Origin of the sequence: Streptomyces carpinensis, from assembly GCF_002154505.1 — a bacterium.
In the GTDB taxonomy this organism is placed as follows: domain Bacteria; phylum Actinomycetota; class Actinomycetes; order Streptomycetales; family Streptomycetaceae; genus Streptomyces; species Streptomyces carpinensis.
The window spans coordinates 1-17,318 of the sequence record NZ_MUBM01000242.1; the positions used below are offsets into that span (position 1 = coordinate 1).

General features: G+C 69.2%; 14 protein-coding genes and 1 pseudogene. 5 read left to right on the top strand and 10 right to left on the bottom strand.

The window, feature by feature from the left end; genetic code table 11:
• Window positions 1–130: 130 nt before the first annotated feature.
• The gene (locus tag BZY54_RS30005) at window positions 131–358 is read right to left on the bottom strand and encodes a hypothetical protein (protein WP_086728468.1); all 228 of its coding nucleotides are present in this window, start codon (window positions 356–358) and stop codon (window positions 131–133) included.
• Between the two features lie 186 nt (window positions 359–544).
• On the opposite strand from BZY54_RS30005, the gene BZY54_RS30010 reads away from it, so the two are divergent.
• Window positions 545–1,972: an FG-GAP repeat protein gene (locus BZY54_RS30010; RefSeq protein ID WP_086728469.1), complete on the top strand. Its 1,428-nt coding sequence runs from the start codon at window positions 545–547 to the stop codon at window positions 1,970–1,972.
• A gap of 508 nt (window positions 1,973–2,480) precedes the next feature.
• On the opposite strand, the gene BZY54_RS30015 is transcribed toward BZY54_RS30010, so the two are convergent.
• Window positions 2,481–3,050 carry a PQQ-binding-like beta-propeller repeat protein gene (locus BZY54_RS30015; RefSeq protein WP_086728470.1) on the bottom strand — a complete coding sequence of 190 codons (570 nt, stop codon included), beginning with the start codon at window positions 3,048–3,050 and terminating at the stop codon, window positions 2,481–2,483.
• Window positions 3,051–3,369: 319 nt separating this feature from the next.
• Here BZY54_RS30015 and BZY54_RS30020 point away from each other — a divergent pair, with 319 nt between their 5' ends.
• Window positions 3,370–4,101 (top strand): IS5 family transposase, encoded by a 732-nt coding sequence (locus BZY54_RS30020; protein ID WP_244217402.1) that lies wholly within the window; start codon window positions 3,370–3,372, stop codon window positions 4,099–4,101.
• Window positions 4,102–4,168: 67 nt separating this feature from the next.
• The gene (locus BZY54_RS30025) at window positions 4,169–4,621 is read left to right on the top strand and encodes an SRPBCC family protein (RefSeq protein WP_086728471.1); all 453 of its coding nucleotides are present in this window, start codon (window positions 4,169–4,171) and stop codon (window positions 4,619–4,621) included.
• A 296-nt stretch (window positions 4,622–4,917) separates the two neighbouring features.
• Here the strand turns inward: BZY54_RS30025 and BZY54_RS50415 are convergent, their stop codons facing one another.
• Window positions 4,918–5,436, bottom strand: a complete 519-nt coding sequence (locus BZY54_RS50415) for a hypothetical protein (RefSeq protein ID WP_143668149.1) — start codon at window positions 5,434–5,436, stop codon at window positions 4,918–4,920.
• 97 nt (window positions 5,437–5,533) lie between these two features.
• Here BZY54_RS50415 and BZY54_RS30035 point away from each other — a divergent pair.
• A pseudogene (locus BZY54_RS30035) lies at window positions 5,534–5,761 on the top strand (hypothetical protein); the annotation flags it as partial.
• A gap of 222 nt (window positions 5,762–5,983) precedes the next feature.
• A complete protein-coding gene (locus BZY54_RS30040; protein WP_167414093.1) occupies window positions 5,984–10,054 on the top strand; it encodes a beta-galactosidase in 4,071 nt (1,356 codons plus the stop codon).
• A 581-nt stretch (window positions 10,055–10,635) separates the two neighbouring features.
• On the opposite strand, the gene BZY54_RS30050 is transcribed toward BZY54_RS30040, so the two are convergent.
• The 7 genes from BZY54_RS30050 to BZY54_RS30080 all read right to left on the bottom strand — a co-directional run bounded on the left by BZY54_RS30050 (window position 10,636) and on the right by BZY54_RS30080 (window position 17,101).
• A complete protein-coding gene (locus BZY54_RS30050) occupies window positions 10,636–11,016 on the bottom strand; it encodes a cupin domain-containing protein (protein WP_086728475.1) in 381 nt (126 codons plus the stop codon).
• A gap of 17 nt (window positions 11,017–11,033) precedes the next feature.
• Complete coding sequence (locus BZY54_RS30055; protein WP_086728476.1) at window positions 11,034–12,440, bottom strand: NAD(P)/FAD-dependent oxidoreductase; 1,407 nt, start codon at window positions 12,438–12,440, stop codon at window positions 11,034–11,036.
• Window positions 12,437–13,609 (bottom strand): ABC transporter ATP-binding protein, encoded by a 1,173-nt coding sequence (locus BZY54_RS30060; RefSeq protein ID WP_208640813.1) that lies wholly within the window; start codon window positions 13,607–13,609, stop codon window positions 12,437–12,439. Before BZY54_RS30060 ends, BZY54_RS30055 begins: the two co-directional genes overlap by 4 nt.
• On the bottom strand, window positions 13,599–14,390 hold the full coding sequence (locus BZY54_RS30065; protein WP_086728477.1) for an ABC transporter permease: 792 nt from the start codon (window positions 14,388–14,390) through the stop codon (window positions 13,599–13,601). The genes BZY54_RS30060 and BZY54_RS30065 overlap by 11 nt, the downstream gene beginning before the upstream one ends.
• Window positions 14,387–15,265, bottom strand: a complete 879-nt coding sequence (locus BZY54_RS30070; RefSeq protein WP_208640814.1) for an ABC transporter permease — start codon at window positions 15,263–15,265, stop codon at window positions 14,387–14,389. Before BZY54_RS30070 ends, BZY54_RS30065 begins: the two co-directional genes overlap by 4 nt.
• Window positions 15,266–15,268: 3 nt before the next feature.
• On the bottom strand, window positions 15,269–16,390 hold the full coding sequence (locus tag BZY54_RS30075) for an ABC transporter substrate-binding protein (RefSeq protein WP_086728478.1): 1,122 nt from the start codon (window positions 16,388–16,390) through the stop codon (window positions 15,269–15,271).
• Between the two features lie 108 nt (window positions 16,391–16,498).
• A complete protein-coding gene (locus tag BZY54_RS30080) occupies window positions 16,499–17,101 on the bottom strand; it encodes a helix-turn-helix domain-containing protein (protein WP_086728479.1) in 603 nt (200 codons plus the stop codon).
• Window positions 17,102–17,318: the final 217 nt, after the last annotated feature.

Genomic DNA, 17,318 nt, shown 5'->3' on the forward strand with positions numbered 1-17,318 from the left:
CTGGCGAGGCACCTACTAGGGTATAAGGGGCAATCGTCCTAAACTAAACGCCCTCTGAGGTCGAGCAGAACCTGCTCCGCGCCTGCCCACAGGCGGCAAAGCTCGCTCTCCGCTGGGGCCTCGCTGATGCTTACCTCGCGGCCGGCGCGCTCACCGAAACGGCGCCCTTGAAATCGGTGAGCGTAAGCGTGGTTTGAATGTCGGGGTCGGACGCGAAGTGGATGGCCTGGTGGACGCGTACGATTCGGCCCTGCTTGTCGATCCATATGTCGGCGTCGATTGCGGTGGCGGGGCGCAGATTGCGCCCGACGGTCCTGTCGACCCTTTCGATGTCTTTCGGGGTAAGGCGGGCCGACACACAGACGTGCTGGCGGGTCGGACCGGGGCCAGGGCCGCACCGGCACCGGCCCCGCCACTTGAGAGCGGGCGTCCGAAGACCTTCACCCTCCCGGAGCGCCGGGAGAGCAAGAAGGTCGCCAAGTCCAATTACGATGCCCTGACTGCGGTGCATGCCAGGTGCGCCGAGTGGGAGGGGACCCAGCTTATGGTGAACAGACATGGCCTGCGCGGTGGATGGAGAACGGGAGCGCTCCTTATCGCCGTCGTCACGGGCGCTCCACTGCTGTCGGCCACACCCGCGGCAGCCGTGCACGGGGCTGTGCCCGGCGACTTCAACGGTGACGGTTACCGCGACGCCGTGCTGCCCGCGCCGGGGGCGAACGTCGCCGGCAAGCGGGGAGCCGGTGCCGTGGTCGTGCTCTACGGATCGAAGTCGGGGCTGTCGACGTCCCGACGGGCGACCATCACGCAGAACACCGCAGGGGTGCCGGGCACGGCCGAGCCGGACGACGGCTTCGGTGCCGCCACCGCGACGGCCGACCTGAACCGGGACGGCTATGCAGACCTGGTGGTCTCCACCCCGTACGAGGACACCACGGGAGGCGAGGACGCTGGCATGGTGACGGTCCTGTGGGGCAGCACGAAGGGGCTGACATCCGGTACCGACCTCCCGGCGACCACGCCGGGCAGGTACTACGGCCTCGACGTGGCAGCGCTGAGCACCGGTCCCGGTGCGAAGACCGAGGTGCTCGTCGCCGGGTACGAGGGGTCGATGCGCTTCAAGGGGCCGTTCAGCCGCAGCGGTACCTACGGCCAGGCCGTGCAGAACCGGGACACCGCTTCCGTCGGAAGCGTCGCGCTGGGCGATTTCGACCACGGGGGCTTCCCGCACGAGGTGGCCGTCACCGTCCGGCTGAGCGGGCTGAGCGGCGGCGAGGTGTACGTCGACCCCGTCTACGGCGGCGCACAGCAGATGGGCAACGGCCTGATCGCGGCCACCGGGGACATCAACGGCGACGGATACGCCGATCTCGCGGTCGGAGACCCGGACGATCCGGACAAGGCCGGAGCTGACGGTGCGCTCGGCGGCCGGGTGCTCGTCTGGTACGGCTCGGCGCACGGCATCGCGCGGGACGCGAAACCGGTGCAGCTGACCCAGAACACCCCCGGCGTCCCTGGTTCGAGCGAGAAGTGGGACAACTTCGGCGGCGCCCTCGCGGTGGCCGACCTGAACCGTGACGGGCTGGCGGACATCGTGATCGGCTCGCCGATGGAGGACACGGGCAAGAGGAACGCCGGGATGGTGACGGTCATCCCCGGCCGCCGCACCGGGGCCTTGGGCGGCGGCGCCTACGCCTTCATCCAGGACACCGCCGGCATCCCCGGCGCCGACGAGGCTGACGACATGTTCGGCACCACCGTGGCCGTTGGCGACATCAACAAGGACGGCAAGCCGGAACTCTTCATCAGCGCCGCGGAGGAGAACAACTCCACCGGCGCGGTCTGGGTTCTCCCGGGCGGTACCGACGGCCCCACCACCAAGGGCAGCCGCATGATCACCGCCCCGTCCGTCGGCTTCGGGCAGAAGGACAGCACCCTCCTCGGTGGCGATGGACTCCTTGGAGTCATCTGAACGGAACGCGTTCACTCGGAGCCGGGCACTCTCCACACGCGCATGCCGAGGGCCCGTGGAGGGGCGGGGCAGGTCACATCGGCGTAGTCGAGTTCGGCGACCGGCCGGAGGGGACGGCCACCCAGGAGCCGGCCCACGCCCGTGGCTACGCCATGAGCGAAGGGACCGGCGAGCGCGACGGCCGGGTAGCGGCTGTCAGGGCGGGGACTCGAAGCCCCACGACGCGACATCAGCGTCGCTCGCCGTCCACATTCGCCCTCGCCCCGGGCGCGCTCACCTGGACCGCGCACCCTGCGGCCCGGCGACCCTCGAGGATGACCGGGCGCTGATCGCGGTGTCCGCCGCCTCGAGCCGGTCGAAGTCCCTCGAGCCCCGCCCGTGCACATAGCGAGGGCGTGAACGGACGCGGGGCGGTTACGGGCCGGGCGGCGGGCAGATCTGATGGCCGCCCTCGCCGATGCGATCCCGTCTTCGCCTGCGCTGCTGCCCAGCCACTCGGCTGAGCGGCTCAGACCCCGAGCGAGGCGCGCACGGCGTCGATCTCCTCGTTCAGCGCCTCGAAGCGTTCGAAGCGCCGGTCGGCGCCGACGCAACTCATGTCGACCCCGCACGCGACCTGCCGCTCCCTCAGCAGCGGCTGATCCGGCATGGACACCGGGAAGGCCAGCGGGTCGAGGGTGGGGGTTCGCTCCAGCAGCACGTCGACGTCGCGGCGGCCGTGGCTGCGTTCGCCTACGGCGAGGAAGCCGTCGAGATCGTTGAGGTAGACCACGCCGGCCGCCAGCCCCTTGGCCCACTCGGTGAACAGGGCGGCCAGGCTGGGGGCCGCGCGGACCGCGTCCCAGGCGTCGGGAGCAATCTCGTAGCGCCAGATCTCGCCCTCGTGATCACCCGCCAGCACGAACGTGTAGATGAGGTACTCGAAGTGGAACAGCGGTAGTTGATGCCGCCAGGAGAACGGGACGCCGACCGACAGCGACAGGTAGGTGAGTGCCTCGTTCGCGTCGGCCGGCCAGGGGAGGAGCCAGCCGCGGTTGGGCAGCAGGCTGGCGGCGCCGGTGTGCGCCGTGCCGCGCACGCGCCTGGGACAGTGCCCGCGCCGTCCGCGAGAGGTGGAAGAGGTCGGGGGTTTCCCGAACCGGCCGTCGGCCGTGCGCCCGTGAGCTCGGCGACGCCGGGCACCGACAGACCGCAGCACCTGGGGCATGAGCGGTGGCCGCCTCTCGTCGCGGGCGGCGGTCCCTGCCACGACACCACACGCAGGACGATTGATGCGACGCCGCACCCCACGCGGCGCAGGTGAAGGAGGTCCCGATGGCCGTGAACATACCGCGACCGCCGTTCGACCCGGAGCTTGAGGCTGTCCTTGCGATCCTTGCTCGGGGGAACCTCAGCGGGTGCGGACGGGTGTTCCGTGGCGTGACCTGCCGCCTGAGTACGGGCCCTGGCAGACCGTGTACAGGTTGTTCCGGCGATGGCAGCGGCAGGGGGTGTGGGCCCGGCTGCTGACGCTGTTACAGGCGCGGGCCGATGACGCCGGGCTGATCACGTGGGAGGTCAACGTCGATTCCACGATCTGCCGGGCTCACCAGCATGCGGCCGGTGCCCGCCGGGACGGCGCGGGGCAGAAGGAGGCGCCTGGTGGTGTCGCCATCGAGCCCGACGACCACGGGCTCGGCCGGTCAAGGGGTGGGTTCACCACGAAGCTCCACCTGGCCTGCGAGCAGGGTCAGAGGCCGTTGTCGCTGTTCGTCACGGCCGGGCACCGGCACGACAGCCTGCAGTTCCAGCCGGTTCTGGAGGCCATCCGGGTGCCTCGGACCGGTCCTGGGCCGGCCGCGATCCCGCCCGGACAAGGTCCGGGCGGACAAGCCTACGGCTCCCGCGCGAACCGCGCAGTGACCCCGCCCGATCAGGCGGCGGGACACCGAATACGCCCGCCGAGGCGGTCTTCGTCCGTTGTCGTCGAACCCACCGTACGCAGCCGCACGCGACATCACCCAAGGCACCACCAGGCCGGCCGCCCGCGTGGGCCGCGTGCTCCCTGTCGGAGACCTGACCTGTGCCTCGCCGCTCCTTCGCCGAGTTCGTGCTGCACGGCCGTGCAAGAAGTTCCAGTAGACCGATGAATTTCCGCGCCCGCGGGCGTCTACAGGTGCAACAGTCCCGAGCAAAATGAGACCAGGAGACGAAAGTATGAGCACCAAGCAGACCACTCCGGCCAGTGGTTTCTCCTACAAGCTGACTCGAACGCTGGACGCTCCCGCGGTGAAGGTGTGGCGGGCATGGACCACTCCCGAGCAGTATGCCCAGTGGGCTTACGCCGCTGCCGGCTCCGTCGAGATGGACGTCAGGCCGGGCGGAGCGTGGAAGGCGACGATGGTCACCCCCGACGGCGGACAGTTCCCGCTGACCGGCTCCTATCTCGAGGTCGTCGAGAACCGCCTCCTGGTGGTCGGCATGGACGTATCTGGCAAGCCGGAGCCGGCGGCCATGACCATGGAACTCGACGAGCAGGACGACCACCACACGCACATCGTGCTCCGCCAGACCTGCGACACCGCCGAGGCACGCGACATGGCCGAGCAGGGCAGCACCATGCTCCTCGACAGTCTGAGCGCCTTCCTGGCCAATGGAACGAGGGACTGAACCCCGCTCACAGCTCACAGTGGGCTCTGGATCACGCGGCAGGCTGAAACACGCTCGGTCCCGTAGGCTGACCAACCGGCTGAGCAGTAGCGTCTCCGTCTTCACCCCGAGGTCCTCGGCCACCGAATTGATCGTCGCTCCCGGCCGCGACCGCAGCCGCTCGATCTGTTGCCCCCCATCGCAGCGCCGCCCCGTGGGGCCGACGCGGGGGTTGACCTTTCCGGCCCCACAGGCGCGGCGATGTCGGTCACGACAGCATCCCACCTGACCGGCAGTCAGATGGCGACCCGGTTGCCCTAGTTCCTTTCGCGCAGGGTGGCGTAAGCCGCCGCCGACGAAGCGCAGTTGACCTGTGGTTTCCCGGCGGGCACCGACAACTCCAGATGCTGCAGGACGCTGAACCCGTCCTCGTCCATGACGCCGTTCTTCTTGAGGTCTTTCAGCGTGCCGCTGACGACCGCCGCCAGATGCGGTCGGTCCTCGGTGCAGCGAGGCACCAGCGCGTCAAGAACCTGCTGGTATTGGCTGGCGGGCCGGCCGGTCCCGTCGAGGTCGGCGAGCATCTGTGCAGGCTCAGGGTCCGACGCCGCTGGACTTGGCTTGGCCTTTGCCAGGGGCTTCTTCGTTTCCGGCTGACTGCTGCTGGCAGGAGGCGACACGGCGGCTGACGGGCGGTCTTGCCAGCTGGCATCCTCCGACCCGGAGAGTGCGATGGTGGCGACCACTGGGACGGCGATCAGCACCGCAGCCCCGATAGCGACCTTGCCCCGCATGCTCAGCGGCTTCTTCGGCGCCGGAACGGGCTGCTGACTCACGATCCCCCCTGTACAGGCCGGGCGCCCTCTTCCCGGGCGCGGCATCGGGACCGTACACCTCACACGTCACTAGACTCCATCATTTTCTCCATGGCCGCCGGGGCCAACTAGCGACCGCTGTCACACCCGTGATGCCGTCTACGTGGAACGGGTCGGTGGCCCGCTGGACGGCCTGCTGCTCGACATCACCGACTGGAGGCAGGACGAGATCGACACCGGCGTCGCCTTGCCGACCGAGCTGGGGCAGTTTGGTGCGGGCGGCCGGGCCGTGTATGACCCGCGTCCCGGCGACTCGGGCCGCTTACGGTCGATGGCTTTCAGGTAGTACGCGTGTCCACCGAAATCGCTTGCTTCCGCACCATTGTGCGGTGCCTCGCGTCCCCTTACTGTTCGACTTTGCCTGAGTCTGTTTGATGTTGATTGGTCAGACGGTATGGAGGACGCAGTGCAAAGTAATCGGTTCGATTCCGGGGTCGCGAGACCCGGCCGCCGCCGGGGGTGGAGGGCAGCCCTCGCGACGGCCGCCACCATCGCCCTGTCCGCAGGCATGACCGCGCCCGCCATGGCGGCGGACGCCGACGCGCAGGCGCCCGCCGTCGCGGTCGCCGCCGGCTCCCCGGCGCATACGGTGAGTTTCGACGGCTACTCGTTCCTCGTCGACGGCAAGCGCACCTATCTGTGGTCCGGGGAGTTCCACTACTTCCGGCTGCCGAGTCCGGACCTGTGGCGCGACATCTTCCAGAAGATGAAGGCCGCCGGGTTCAACACCACCTCGCTGTACTTCGACTGGGGATACCACTCGCCGAAGCCGGGTGTGTACGACTTCAGCGGGGTTCGTGACGTCGACAAGCTGCTCGACATGGCCGAGGAGGCCGGGCTCTATGTGATCGCGCGTCCGGCGCCGTACATCAACGCGGAGGTCGACAGCGGGGGGCTGCCCGGGTGGATGACCACCAAGGCGGGGCGCAACCGCAGTGACGACCCGCAGTTCCTGAAGTACGCGGACGAGTGGCTGACCCAGATCGACCGGATCATCGCCCGCCATCAGCTGACCAACGGCACCGGGTCGGTCATCGCCTACCAGGTCGAGAACGAGTACTACAACGGTTCGGCCGCCGCCCGCTCCTACATGCAGCACTTGGAGGACAAGGCTCGCGCCGACGGCGTCACGGTACCGCTGACCGGCAACAACAACGGCACCTTCAACTCCGGTACGGGCGCGCTGGACGTCGACGGCCCGGACTCCTACCCGCAGGGCTTCAACTGTTCGAACCCCTCGAAGTGGAACGGCGTCCCCGACATCAGCTACGACCACCCGGCCGGCAAGCCGCTGTACTCGCCCGAGTTCCAGGGTGGCGCCTTCGATCCCTGGGGCGGGCCGGGCTACGACAAGTGCGCCCAGCTGATCAACGATCAGTTCGCCAACGTCTTCTACAAACAGAACATAGCCGTCGGCGCGACCGCGCAGAGCTTCTACATGACCTACGGCGGCACCAACTGGGGTTGGCTGGGCATGCCGGAGAACTACACGTCCTACGACTACGGCGCCGCGATCCGCGAGAACCGCCAGCTGGACCCGAAGTACTACGAGGACAAGCTGATCGGGTACTTCACGCAGTCGGTCGCCCCGCTGACCAAGACCGACACGATCAAGGCCACCCCGCCGGACGACCCGGCGGTCGTCGACACAGCCCGGATGAACCCCGACAGCAAGACGCAATTCCACGTCCTGCGGCACGGGAACTCCACGTCCACGGCGGTCGACAAGACCCACATCTGCCTGGACTTCAACGCCCAGCCGTCCGCGGACACCAGCTACACGTGGGACGACACCGACTCCGCGCTGCAGTACACCGGCTCGTGGTCGCACGTGGCCGACCAGAGCTACACCGGCGGCGACTACAAGCACACCGAGTCGTTCTCCGACAAGGCCGGTGACTCGGTCACCGTCCCCTTCGACGGCACCGCGGTCCGCTGGATCGGATCGAAGACCAACAACCACGGCTACGCCGACGTCTACCTCGACGGCACCAAGGTAGCGACGGTCGACGACTCCGGCGGCGAGAACCAGGCGGTCATCTTCCAGAAGACCGGCCTGACGCCCGGAGCGCACACCCTGAAGATCGTCGTCGACGGAAACCACAGTTCGGGCTCCTCGGACAACTACGTGTCCATCGACGCCATCGACGTGCCGACGGCCGCCACCGCGACGCCGACCTACCCGGTCGTGCCGCAGCAGCCGGGCACCGCGATCACGCTCGATGGACGCGACTCGCACGTGATCGTGGCGAACTACCGGCTCGGGGACTCGCAACTGCAGTACTCGACGTCCGAGATCATGACCCACGCGGCCATCGGCGACCGGGACGTCGCCGTGCTCTACGGCGACTCGGACAGCGACGGCGAGACCGTGCTGCGCTACTCCTCCAAGCCCACCGTGACCACCAGCGGCGGCACGGTCACGACCACCTGGGACGCGGCCACCGGCGACCTGCGGCTGAACTACACCCACAAGGGCCTGACACGCATCAGCATCAGCGGCGGCGGAACGCGCCCGCTGCAGCTGCTCGTCGGCGACAAGGCGACGGCCGAGACCTTCTGGCGCCAGGACACGGCGACCGGTCCGGTGCTCGTACGCGGCACCCACCTGCTGCGGACCGCCACCAGCCTGGACGGCGGCCACACCCTGGCACTCACCGGCGACAACGCCGACGACAAGAACATCGAGGTGCTCACCTCCGCCGACCACGTCACCTGGAACGGCAAGGCGCTGGAGACCAGGGCCACCGACACAGGAAGCATCACCGGGAAGATCCCGGTCGCGGCCCCGCTCCACCTGCCGGCGCTGACCAACTGGAAGCACGCCGAGGAATCCCCCGAGGCGGCCCCCGGTTTCGACGACTCCAGCTGGCAGGTGGCCGACAAGACGACCACCAACAGCGTCTCCGGCGTCAACTCGCTGCCGGTGCTCTACGCCGACGACTACGGCTTCCACACCGGCAACACCTGGTACCGCGGCCGCTTCCGCGCAACCGGCAAGGAGACAGGCATCCACCTGGTCTCGGACTCCGGCGGCAAGGCGCAGGCGTTCTCCGCCTGGCTCAACGGCACCTTCCTGGGCAGCTCCACGACCGGCAGTGCCGACTTCACCTTCCCGGCCGGTTCGGTCAAGTCCAAGGGCGACAACGTCATCTCCGTGCTCACCGTGAACATGGGACACGAGGAGGACTACAACTCCACCAACGGCAACAAGACCGCCCGCGGCCTGACCAGCGCCGCCCTCGTCGGCACGCCCCTGACCCCGGTCACCTGGCGGCTGCAGGGCGTGCGAGGCGGCGAGGACCTGCAGGACACGGTGCGCGGCCCACTCTCGACGGGCGGCCTGTACGGCGAGCGGGCCGGCTGGTCCCTGCCGGGCTACCCTGACGACGACTGGAAGCAGGCGTCCCTGCCGGCGACCGACACCCGTCCCGGGGTCTCGTGGTACCGCACCGACGTCGAGCTGGACCTGCCGCACGGCCAGGACACCTCGCTGGGGCTGACGTTCACCGACGATCCGTCGCGTAAGTACCGTGCCACGATCTTCGTGAACGGCTGGCAGGTCGGCAACTACGTCAACTACCTGGGCCCGCAGCACACCTTCCCGGTGCCCAACGGCATCCTGAATCCGAACGGCGACAACAGCATCGCCATCGCCGTGTGGAACCTGGACGGCAGCACCGGCGGACTCGGCAAGGTGTCGCTCACCGACTACGGCAGCTACGCCTCGTCCCTGCGGGTCGCGCAGAACGACAGCCCCCGCTACGACCACAAGACGTACGCGATGCCGAAGCGTCCGGGAGTGGACGTCACCCTGGACGTGCCGAACACCGCCCAGTCGGGGCAGGCCTTCACGGCCGAAGCGACGGTGCAGGTGCCGGACGACCGACCGACCGCCTCGCAGCTGACGGCCTCGCTCTCCTTGCCCGAGGGCTGGAGCACGAGCGCCACGAGCCCCACGTCGCTGCAGCGCCTGAACCCCGGCGGATCGGCCACCTTCACCTGGAAGGTCCAGCCGCCCGCCGGGAAGCTGCCCTCTGCCTCGGCGCTCACCGCCACGGTGCGCTACGTGCAGAGCGGGCGGCGGGCCACCGGCGGTGACGAGCGCATCGTCGGCGGCATCCCGCCGACCCCGCCGACCGGGAAGAACGCTGTGAGTGACCTGCCGTTCCTGTCGTCCACCAACGGGTGGGGCCCGGTGGAACGCGACAGCAGCGTCGGCGAGCAGGCGGCCGGGGACGGCCGTCCGATCAGTATCGCCGGCGTCGGCTATGCCAAGGGCCTGGGCACCAACTCGGTCAGCGACGTGGAGCTCTACCTCGCCGGACAGTGCACGCGCCTGACGGCGGACGTCGGTGTCGACGACGAGACCGGCGGCGCGGGAACGGTCACGTTCTCCGTGATCGCCGACGGCAAGACTCTGGTCACCACCCCGGTGATCCGGGGCAAGCAGGCCGCCGTGCCGATCGACGTCGACGTCACCGGCGCACAGGTGATCGACCTCAAGGTCGGCGACGCCGGCGACGGCAACGGCAACGACCACGGCGACTGGGCGATGCCGACCCTGACGTGCGGCTAAAACGCACGCCCAGCTGACGGGCGCCTACGGCAGAAAGCTTTGAGCTTTCTGCCGTAGGCGCCCTTTCACGTGCCAACGGTGCTGTTCCACTCGTGGCACTGACGGCCGACGCCCCTCAGTCTCGTAGTCGCGCGCCAGGCGTCGGTGGGCTGAGGCCGACCGACCAGCGCTGCCACATCCTCCCACCCAGCCCACGATCGCCGAAGTCCGCCACTACGCCGCCGCCCTGTCGACGACAACCTCAACACTCTGCGACAAGCTCATTGAGCGAGCCACCACGGCGACAGAACGCGAAACCGCCGCCGAAAGCCGCCTCTAGCCAGACAGACCCGGTGGCCCGCCCTCCACCGCCCAGTGATCGGTACGTTCGACTGGTCAACCCTGGCGAATCGCAGAGTTGCCCAGTCGGCGGTCCTTCGCTGGGCTGCTGTCAGTTGGTTGTTGCGAGGCGGTTGAGCAGTGCGGTGCCGTCGGGAACGCCCAGGCCGGTGCAGGCGTTCCAGCCGCGTCCACGGCTACGGCCGTCGCGTGGGGCCGCTGCGGGTCGCCGGTCGACACCCGTCCGCCGTGCAGAACGAGGGTCATGCGCCCGCTCCGTGGGTGCGCAGCACGTACACCTTGCGCAGGGTCTCGTGGACCTGCCACGTGCCGCGCCAGCCTGCCGGCATGGCCAGGGTGGAGCCGGGTCGCAGTTCGACGGCCTCGCCGCCCTCGGTGCGGACGGTGGCGGATCCGGTCAGCACCTGGCAGAACTCGTCGTAGCCGTCGCGGGTGGCGGTGAAGTGGCCGGGGTCGCACTCCCAGACGCCGACCTCAGCGAGACCGTCGGGGGACTGCCACAGGGTGCGGGTGGTCTCCTGCTGACCGGTGGTGCTGGTGGGCTTGGGGCTTGTGGGGGGCAGGTCGGCGGTCGCCGCGTCGGCGAGGAAGGTGACTGCGGGGACGACGGTGGTGGTGTCCATGAGGGGGTTGGCTCCTTTCAGCGGCCGCTGATGACGTTGGCGGCCCGTGCGATGACGGAGGTGCGCCCCAGGCCGGAGTTCTCGTGCCGGTCGGCGGCACGGTAGGCGACGTAGAGGCTGCGTACGCCCAGCCAGCGCAGCGGCTCCGGCTCCCAGCCGCGCACCTCGCGGTCGACCCAGGGCAGCCTGGTGAGGTCGGTCTTCTGCCGCAGGATCAGGTCGCGCAGGGTGCGCCCGGCGAGGTTGGTGCTGGTCACGCCGTGCCCCACGTAGCCGCCTGCCCAGCCCAGTCCGGTTTGCTCGTCCAGGTGGACGGTGGCGCACCAGTCGCGCGGCACACCCAGCACACCGGACCAGGTGTGGTCGATCGCGACACCCTCCGCGGCCGGGAAGTGCTGCCGCAGGATCGCCTGCAGTTGCAGCTGGGTGGCGGCCCTGGTTTCGCCTCGCTGATCGACGTGGGACCCGAACATGTATGGGATGCCGCGGCCGCCGATGGCGATACGGCCATCGGCGGTGCGCTGGATGTAGCAGTAGGAGTTGGCCTCGTCGCCGATGAGTTCGGCGCCACGCCAGCCGATCTCCTCCCATGCAGAGGCAGGCAGCGGCTCGGTGACGATCATGCTGCTGTTCATGGGCAGCCAGACCCTGCGGTGGCCGCGCAACCCGGCGGTGAACCCCTCCAGCGCCCGGATCACGTACGTCGCCCGGACGGTGCCGTGCGCGGTGACCGCCTGACGCGGGCGGATCTCGGTGACTTCGGTGCCCTCGTAGACGGCGACGCCCATCCGCTCGACCACGCTGGCCAGGCCCCTCACCAGCTTGGCCGGCTGGATGCGGGCGCAGTGCGGGCTCCACTGGGCACCGCGGGCGCCGGCGACGCGGACCCGTTCGGCGAGCTGGTCGCGGTCGAGTTCGATCAGGTCGTCCTCGCCCCAGCCCTCGGCGCGCAGCGCCGGCAGGCGTTCACGCAGCCGTCGCTCCTGCGCGGCGTTGGTGGCCACGTGCAGCAGGCCGTCCTTCTGGATGTCGGCCTCGATGCCTTCCTCGGTGGCGACCCGGATGACCTCGTCGACGGAGGAGAACATCTCGCGCTGCAGGGCGACGGCCGGCTCCCGGCCGTGCGACTTGGCGTAGCGGCGCATCTGGCCGGGCGGCTCGGCGCTGAGCCAGCCGCCGTTGCGGCCGGAGGCGCCGAAGCCGGCGAACTCCTTCTCCAGCACGGCGATCCTCAGATCGGGCTGGGCCTGCTTGAGGTAATAGGCGGTCCACAGGGAGGTGTATCCGCCGCCGACGAGGGCGACGTCCACCTCTAGGTTGCCGGGCAGGGCCGGGCGGCGGGCGGGGACGCCGCTTTCCCGGTACCAGAAGGAGACGTCTCCGTTGACGAAGGTGGAGCTGGTGGCAAGGGTGGGCGTGCTCATCGTCCGCTCTTTTCCGCGGTGGTGACCGGGGTCCGGTCACCGGAAGCTGGTGGGTGGGTGCTGCAGGAGGAGTCGTCGAGCAGGACGCCCCGATCGGCGTCCCAGACCACGGTGACCTCGTCACCGCGGCGGACGCCGGACAGCCGGTCGGCCTGTTCCCGGGCGAGCAGCACGGTGCCGTCGGGCAGGGCGACTTCGAGCTTGCGGCCGGAGCCCAGATAGATCTCCTGGGTGACCCGGGCCGGCAGCGCGTTGGCCCCGGGGGCGGTCGGCTGGGTGACCGGCTGCACCCTCAGGTGCTCGGGGCGGACCACGATGGCGGCCGCGCTGCCCTCGGCCAGCCGGCCCGCGGCGCGCACGGTGCGGTCGCCGACCCGCAGGCAGGAGTCGTCGCCGTCCGGCTCGACGCGTCCCCGCACGGTGGAGGACTCGCCGAGGAATTCGGCCACGAAGAGGCTCTGCGGTTTTTCGTAGAGTTCACTCGCGGTGCCGACCTGCTGGATGGCCCCGTCGTTGAAGACGGCGATGCGGTCGGAGAGGACCAGCGCCTCCTCCTGGTCGTGGGTGACGAAGACGAAGGTGGAGCCGACCTCCTGGTGCACCCGCTTGATCTCCAGCTGGAGGGACTCCCGCAGCTTCTTGTCGAGCGCGCCGAGTGGCTCGTCCATCAGCAGCACGCTCGGCTCGTAAACCACGGCCCGCGCCAGGGCGACCCGCTGCTGCTGTCCGCCGGACAGTTCGCGTGGCCGGCGGTGGCCGTAGCCGCCGAGCCGCACGGTCTCAAGGGCCGCTTCGACCATCTCGGCGCGGCGGGCCCTGGGGACCTTGCGCTGTTTGAGCGGGAAGGCGACGTTCTCCGCCACGGTCATGTGCGGGAAGAGCGCGTAGTGCTGGAAGACCATGCCGATGTCACGCCGGTGCGGCGGCAGGTTCTGCATCTGCGTACCGTCGATGGTCAGCGTGCCGGACGTGGCGGCGGTGAATCCGGCGATGATGTTGAGGGTGGTGGTCTTGCCGGAGCCGCTGGGGCCCAGCAGGGTCATGAACTCGCCCGGTTCGATGACCAGGGAGACGTCGTCGACGGCGACGGAGTCCGCGTACTCCTTGCGCACCTGCGCCAGTTCGATACGGGCTCCGCGCGCCTTGATGAGGCTGGTCTCAGCGGACACGGTTCCTCCTGGCGGTGGCGAAGGTGGCGGCCAGCACGAGCACCGTGGTGAAGACGATGATCAGGGTGGCGGCCGCGGCGATGGTGGGGTCGGTGTCCCGGGTCACGCTTGCGAACATCTTGACCGGCAGGGTCTGCAGGTAGGGGCTCTGGATGAACAGCGAGACGACGACCTCGTCGAAGCTGGTGACGAAGGCGAACAGGGCACCGGAGACGACACCGGGGACGATCTGCGGCAGCGTCACCTGCCGGATGGCACCCCACCGGTTGGCGCCGCAGATCAGTGCGGCGTCCTCCAGCCGCCGGTCGAAGCCGCGCAGGCTCGCCGTCACCGGGATGATGACGAACGGCAGGGCCAGCACGGTGTGGGCGGTGACGAAGCCGAACACAGTGCCCAGCAGGTTGTACTGGAGGAAGAGGGCGTACACGCCGATGGCCACGACCACGGTCGGCACGATCATGGGGGCCAGCAGCAGCCCGTACGACGCTTTCACCCAGCGCGAGCTGGACCGGGTGAGCGCGATCGCGGCGGCCGTGCCCAGGGCAGTGGCTACCATCGCGACCAGGGCGCCCACCTGGAGCGAGGCAAACAGCGCGTCCGTCCAGCGGGGATCAGTGAAGAAGTTGGCGTACCAGTGGGTGGACCAGCCGCTCGGCGGGAACACCAGGGACGCCTTGTCGGTGAAGCTGAGCGGGATCACCACCAGCGTCGGCGCGATGAGCCAGCAGCCCACCAGTGCGCTGAACGCCCACAGCGCGATCCGCGCGGGTCCGGTCCTCATCGGGCACCTCCCCGGGTCCGGGTGATGCGCAGGACAACGCCGACCAGCCCGAGCAGGACCAGCGTCACCGCCAGCAGCACCACGCCCATCGCCCCGCCCCGACCCCACGCGAGCAGCCCGTTGACCTGGGTGAAGATCTGCTGGGAGATCAGTGCCTGGTCCGGCGAGCCCAGCAGCGCCGGGGTCACGTAGAAGCCGAGCGAGGTGATGAACACGGTCAGCGCGCCGGCTCCCACGCCGGGCAGGGACAGCGGCACGAAGACCCGCCAGAACGCGACGGCCGGGCGAGCGCCCATGCCCTGCGCGGCGTCCAGGAGCCGGCGGTCGATGCCGCTCATCACGGCGTACAACGGCAGCACCATGAAGGGCATCAGCACCTGCGACATGCCGATCACCACCCCGGTGGGGGTCCGGATCAACTGCAGCGGCCCCAGGCCCACGGTGCCGAGGAGTTGGTTGACCACGCCGTTGTCCTGGAGCAGCACCACCCAGGCGAAGGTGCGCACCATCAGGCTGGTCCAGAACGGCAGCAGCACCAGCAAGGTGAGCCAGATCCGCGCACGGACACCGGCCACGGTCATCAGGTAGGCGTACGGGTAGGAGAGCAGCAGGGTCACCAGGGTGACAACGGCACCGACGGCCAGCGTGCGGACCAGGGTGGCGAGGGCGACGTCGCTGGTGAAGAACCAGGAGTAGTTGCCCGCACCAGGCGCCGGCTCGGTGACGCTGCGCCAGGCCATCAGGCCCAGCGGCACCAAGAAGAGCACCGCCAGCAGCACCACCGCGGGCAGCAGCAGCCATCCCCACCGGCCGCCGGCGCCCTTGCGGGGCCGGCTGGCGGCGGCCGGGGAGGCGATCTCGATCAGGGCTGCCATGGGTTACCGCGCCAGCCAGTCGGACCACTTCTGGATGATCTGCTCCTGGTTCTTCGCCCACCAGGACATGTCGACCTTGAGTGCCTGGGCCTGCCGCTCGGGAGTGGTGGTCAGGTACTGCGAGGCCAGCTTGTCGAGCTTGGGCTTGGCATCGGTGTTGATCGGTGAGTAGGAGGTCAGCTCGGTGAGCTTGGCCTGCTCGGTGGCGCCCAGGTAGTAATTGATCAGCGCCATGGACGCCTTGGGGTTCTTGGCGCCGACGGGGACGGCGAGGGAGTCGGAGACCGGCAGGAACTGGTTCCACTGCGGTGCGAAGTGGGCGCCGTTCTTGACCGCCGAGTAGGCACGGCCGGACCACACCATGGCCATGGAGACCTCGCCGGACTCCAGCAACTGCTGGGAGCGGGCACCGGTGTCCCAGAAGACCAGCGAGGAGCGGACACTCGTCAGCTTCTTCAGGGCCCGGTCGACGTCCAGCGGGTACAGCTGGCCGGGAGCGACCCCGTCGGCGAGCAGCGCCGCCTCGAGTGCGCCCGGGGACGCGTCCGACGCGATGCCGGGTATCGCGCGCTTGCCCGGGTACTTGGCCGTGTCGAGGAAGTCGGCCCAGCCCTTCGGCGGGTTGTTGCCGAACTTCTTCTTGTCATACATCAGGACCACGCCGTAGCTCATGGCCGGCACGGAGCACTTGCTCTCCATGCCCTTGGGCAGCTTCGAGGCGTCAACGATCTTCGAGTCGAGCGGCATCAGCAGCTTGCCGCACTGGCGCTCGGCCCAGAGAGTGTCGGTGTCCACCACGTCCCAGGTGACGTTCTTGGCGTCGACCTGGGCCTTGACCTTGGTGTAGTCGGTAGGGCCGTCGGAGAGCACCTTGGCCCCCGACTCGGCGGCGAACGGCTTGACGGCGGCGGTCTCCTGGCCGTCCTGATAGATGCCGCCGTACGAGGCGAAGGAAAGGGTGACGCCGTCGAGCGCGCCCTTCTTCACCTTGCCCGCTCGGGCGGGACCGGAGCCGAGGTCGACGTTGGCCGCGGCCGGGCCGGTACCGGCACAGCCGGTGAGGGTCAGCAGGAGGGCACCCGCGGCAGCGGTACATCCGATGATCTTGCGTGATATTCCGGGCATTACTGTCTCCAAGAAGGGACGGCGGGCGGAAGGACGCGAGGCACGCTCTGGGGACGTGTGTGAGGAGGGATGCGGCGGAAGGGGCTCGGGTGACGCGACGGGACGGGCTCAGTCCGGCGTCGGCGGGCTGATGATCCAGAGGATTTCGGCGGATACTTCGTGGCTGTTGACCACGCGGTGCGGCACCGAGGAGCGGTATTCGATGCTGTCGCCCGCCTCCAGGTCGTGGGCACGGCCATCGAGTTCGACCCGCACCGCACCGCTGAGCACCAGGAGGATCTCCTGCGAGTCGCCGTGGGTGTAGGCGTCGTCGCCGGTGGAGGCCCCTGGGTCGAACTCGCCGGCGTAAACCTCCAGATGGCTGAGCGGGCGCTGCGAGATGAGGAACTTCCGGCTGCCCGGAGCGGTGTGGAGCATTGGCCGGTCGGCCCGCCGCACCACCCTTGGACCGGGTTCACTGTCCTGGTCGAACAGATCCGCCACGGTGAGGCCAAGCGCTGCGGCGATCCGCCGGAGCATGCCGATGGAGGAGTTCACCTGCCCGCGTTCCAGCTGGCTGAGGAAGCCTGGGCTGGCCTGGGCCGCCTCTCCCAGGGCTCGCAGCGACATCCGCCGCATCATCCGGTACTCCCGGATACGGGCGCCCAGGGCCGCGTCCGCCGCGTCGACGGAGAACTCGTCGGAGAGGCCTGGCAGCGAACGATCAGTCATAAGTGAACACCCGATGCGTCTTCAGCGAACACTTTGTTCGCTGATGTGGTACGGACCGTACGTTGAGGTGACCTACCGCACAAGACCCATGTTCTGCCGTCACCGGAACGTGACCATCCGTGCGGTGCGGCCAGCGTCCTACGGCGTCCCCTGCAGCCGGGCAGCGCGCGGGCCGCTCCGGCTGCGGCCCAGTTCGCTGCCACGCCAACGGTGCATG

What these genes read in the sequence shown, in the direction of transcription:
- BZY54_RS30010 (WP_086728469.1), top strand. Translation starts at nt 545, where the DNA reads ATGGTGAACAGACATGGCCTGCGCGGTGGATGGAGAACGGGAGCGCTC.
- BZY54_RS30025 (WP_086728471.1), top strand. Translation starts at nt 4,169, where the DNA reads ATGAGCACCAAGCAGACCACTCCGGCCAGTGGTTTCTCCTACAAGCTG.
- BZY54_RS30040 (WP_167414093.1), top strand. Translation starts at nt 5,984, where the DNA reads ATGACCGCGCCCGCCATGGCGGCGGACGCCGACGCGCAGGCGCCCGCC.
- BZY54_RS30050 (WP_086728475.1), bottom strand. Translation starts at nt 11,016, where the DNA reads ATGGACACCACCACCGTCGTCCCCGCAGTCACCTTCCTCGCCGACGCG.
- BZY54_RS30055 (WP_086728476.1), bottom strand. Translation starts at nt 12,440, where the DNA reads ATGAGCACGCCCACCCTTGCCACCAGCTCCACCTTCGTCAACGGAGAC.
- BZY54_RS30065 (WP_086728477.1), bottom strand. Translation starts at nt 14,390, where the DNA reads ATGAGGACCGGACCCGCGCGGATCGCGCTGTGGGCGTTCAGCGCACTG.
- BZY54_RS30070 (WP_208640814.1), bottom strand. Translation starts at nt 15,265, where the DNA reads ATGGCAGCCCTGATCGAGATCGCCTCCCCGGCCGCCGCCAGCCGGCCC.
- BZY54_RS30075 (WP_086728478.1), bottom strand. Translation starts at nt 16,390, where the DNA reads ATGCCCGGAATATCACGCAAGATCATCGGATGTACCGCTGCCGCGGGT.
- BZY54_RS30080 (WP_086728479.1), bottom strand. Translation starts at nt 17,101, where the DNA reads ATGACTGATCGTTCGCTGCCAGGCCTCTCCGACGAGTTCTCCGTCGAC.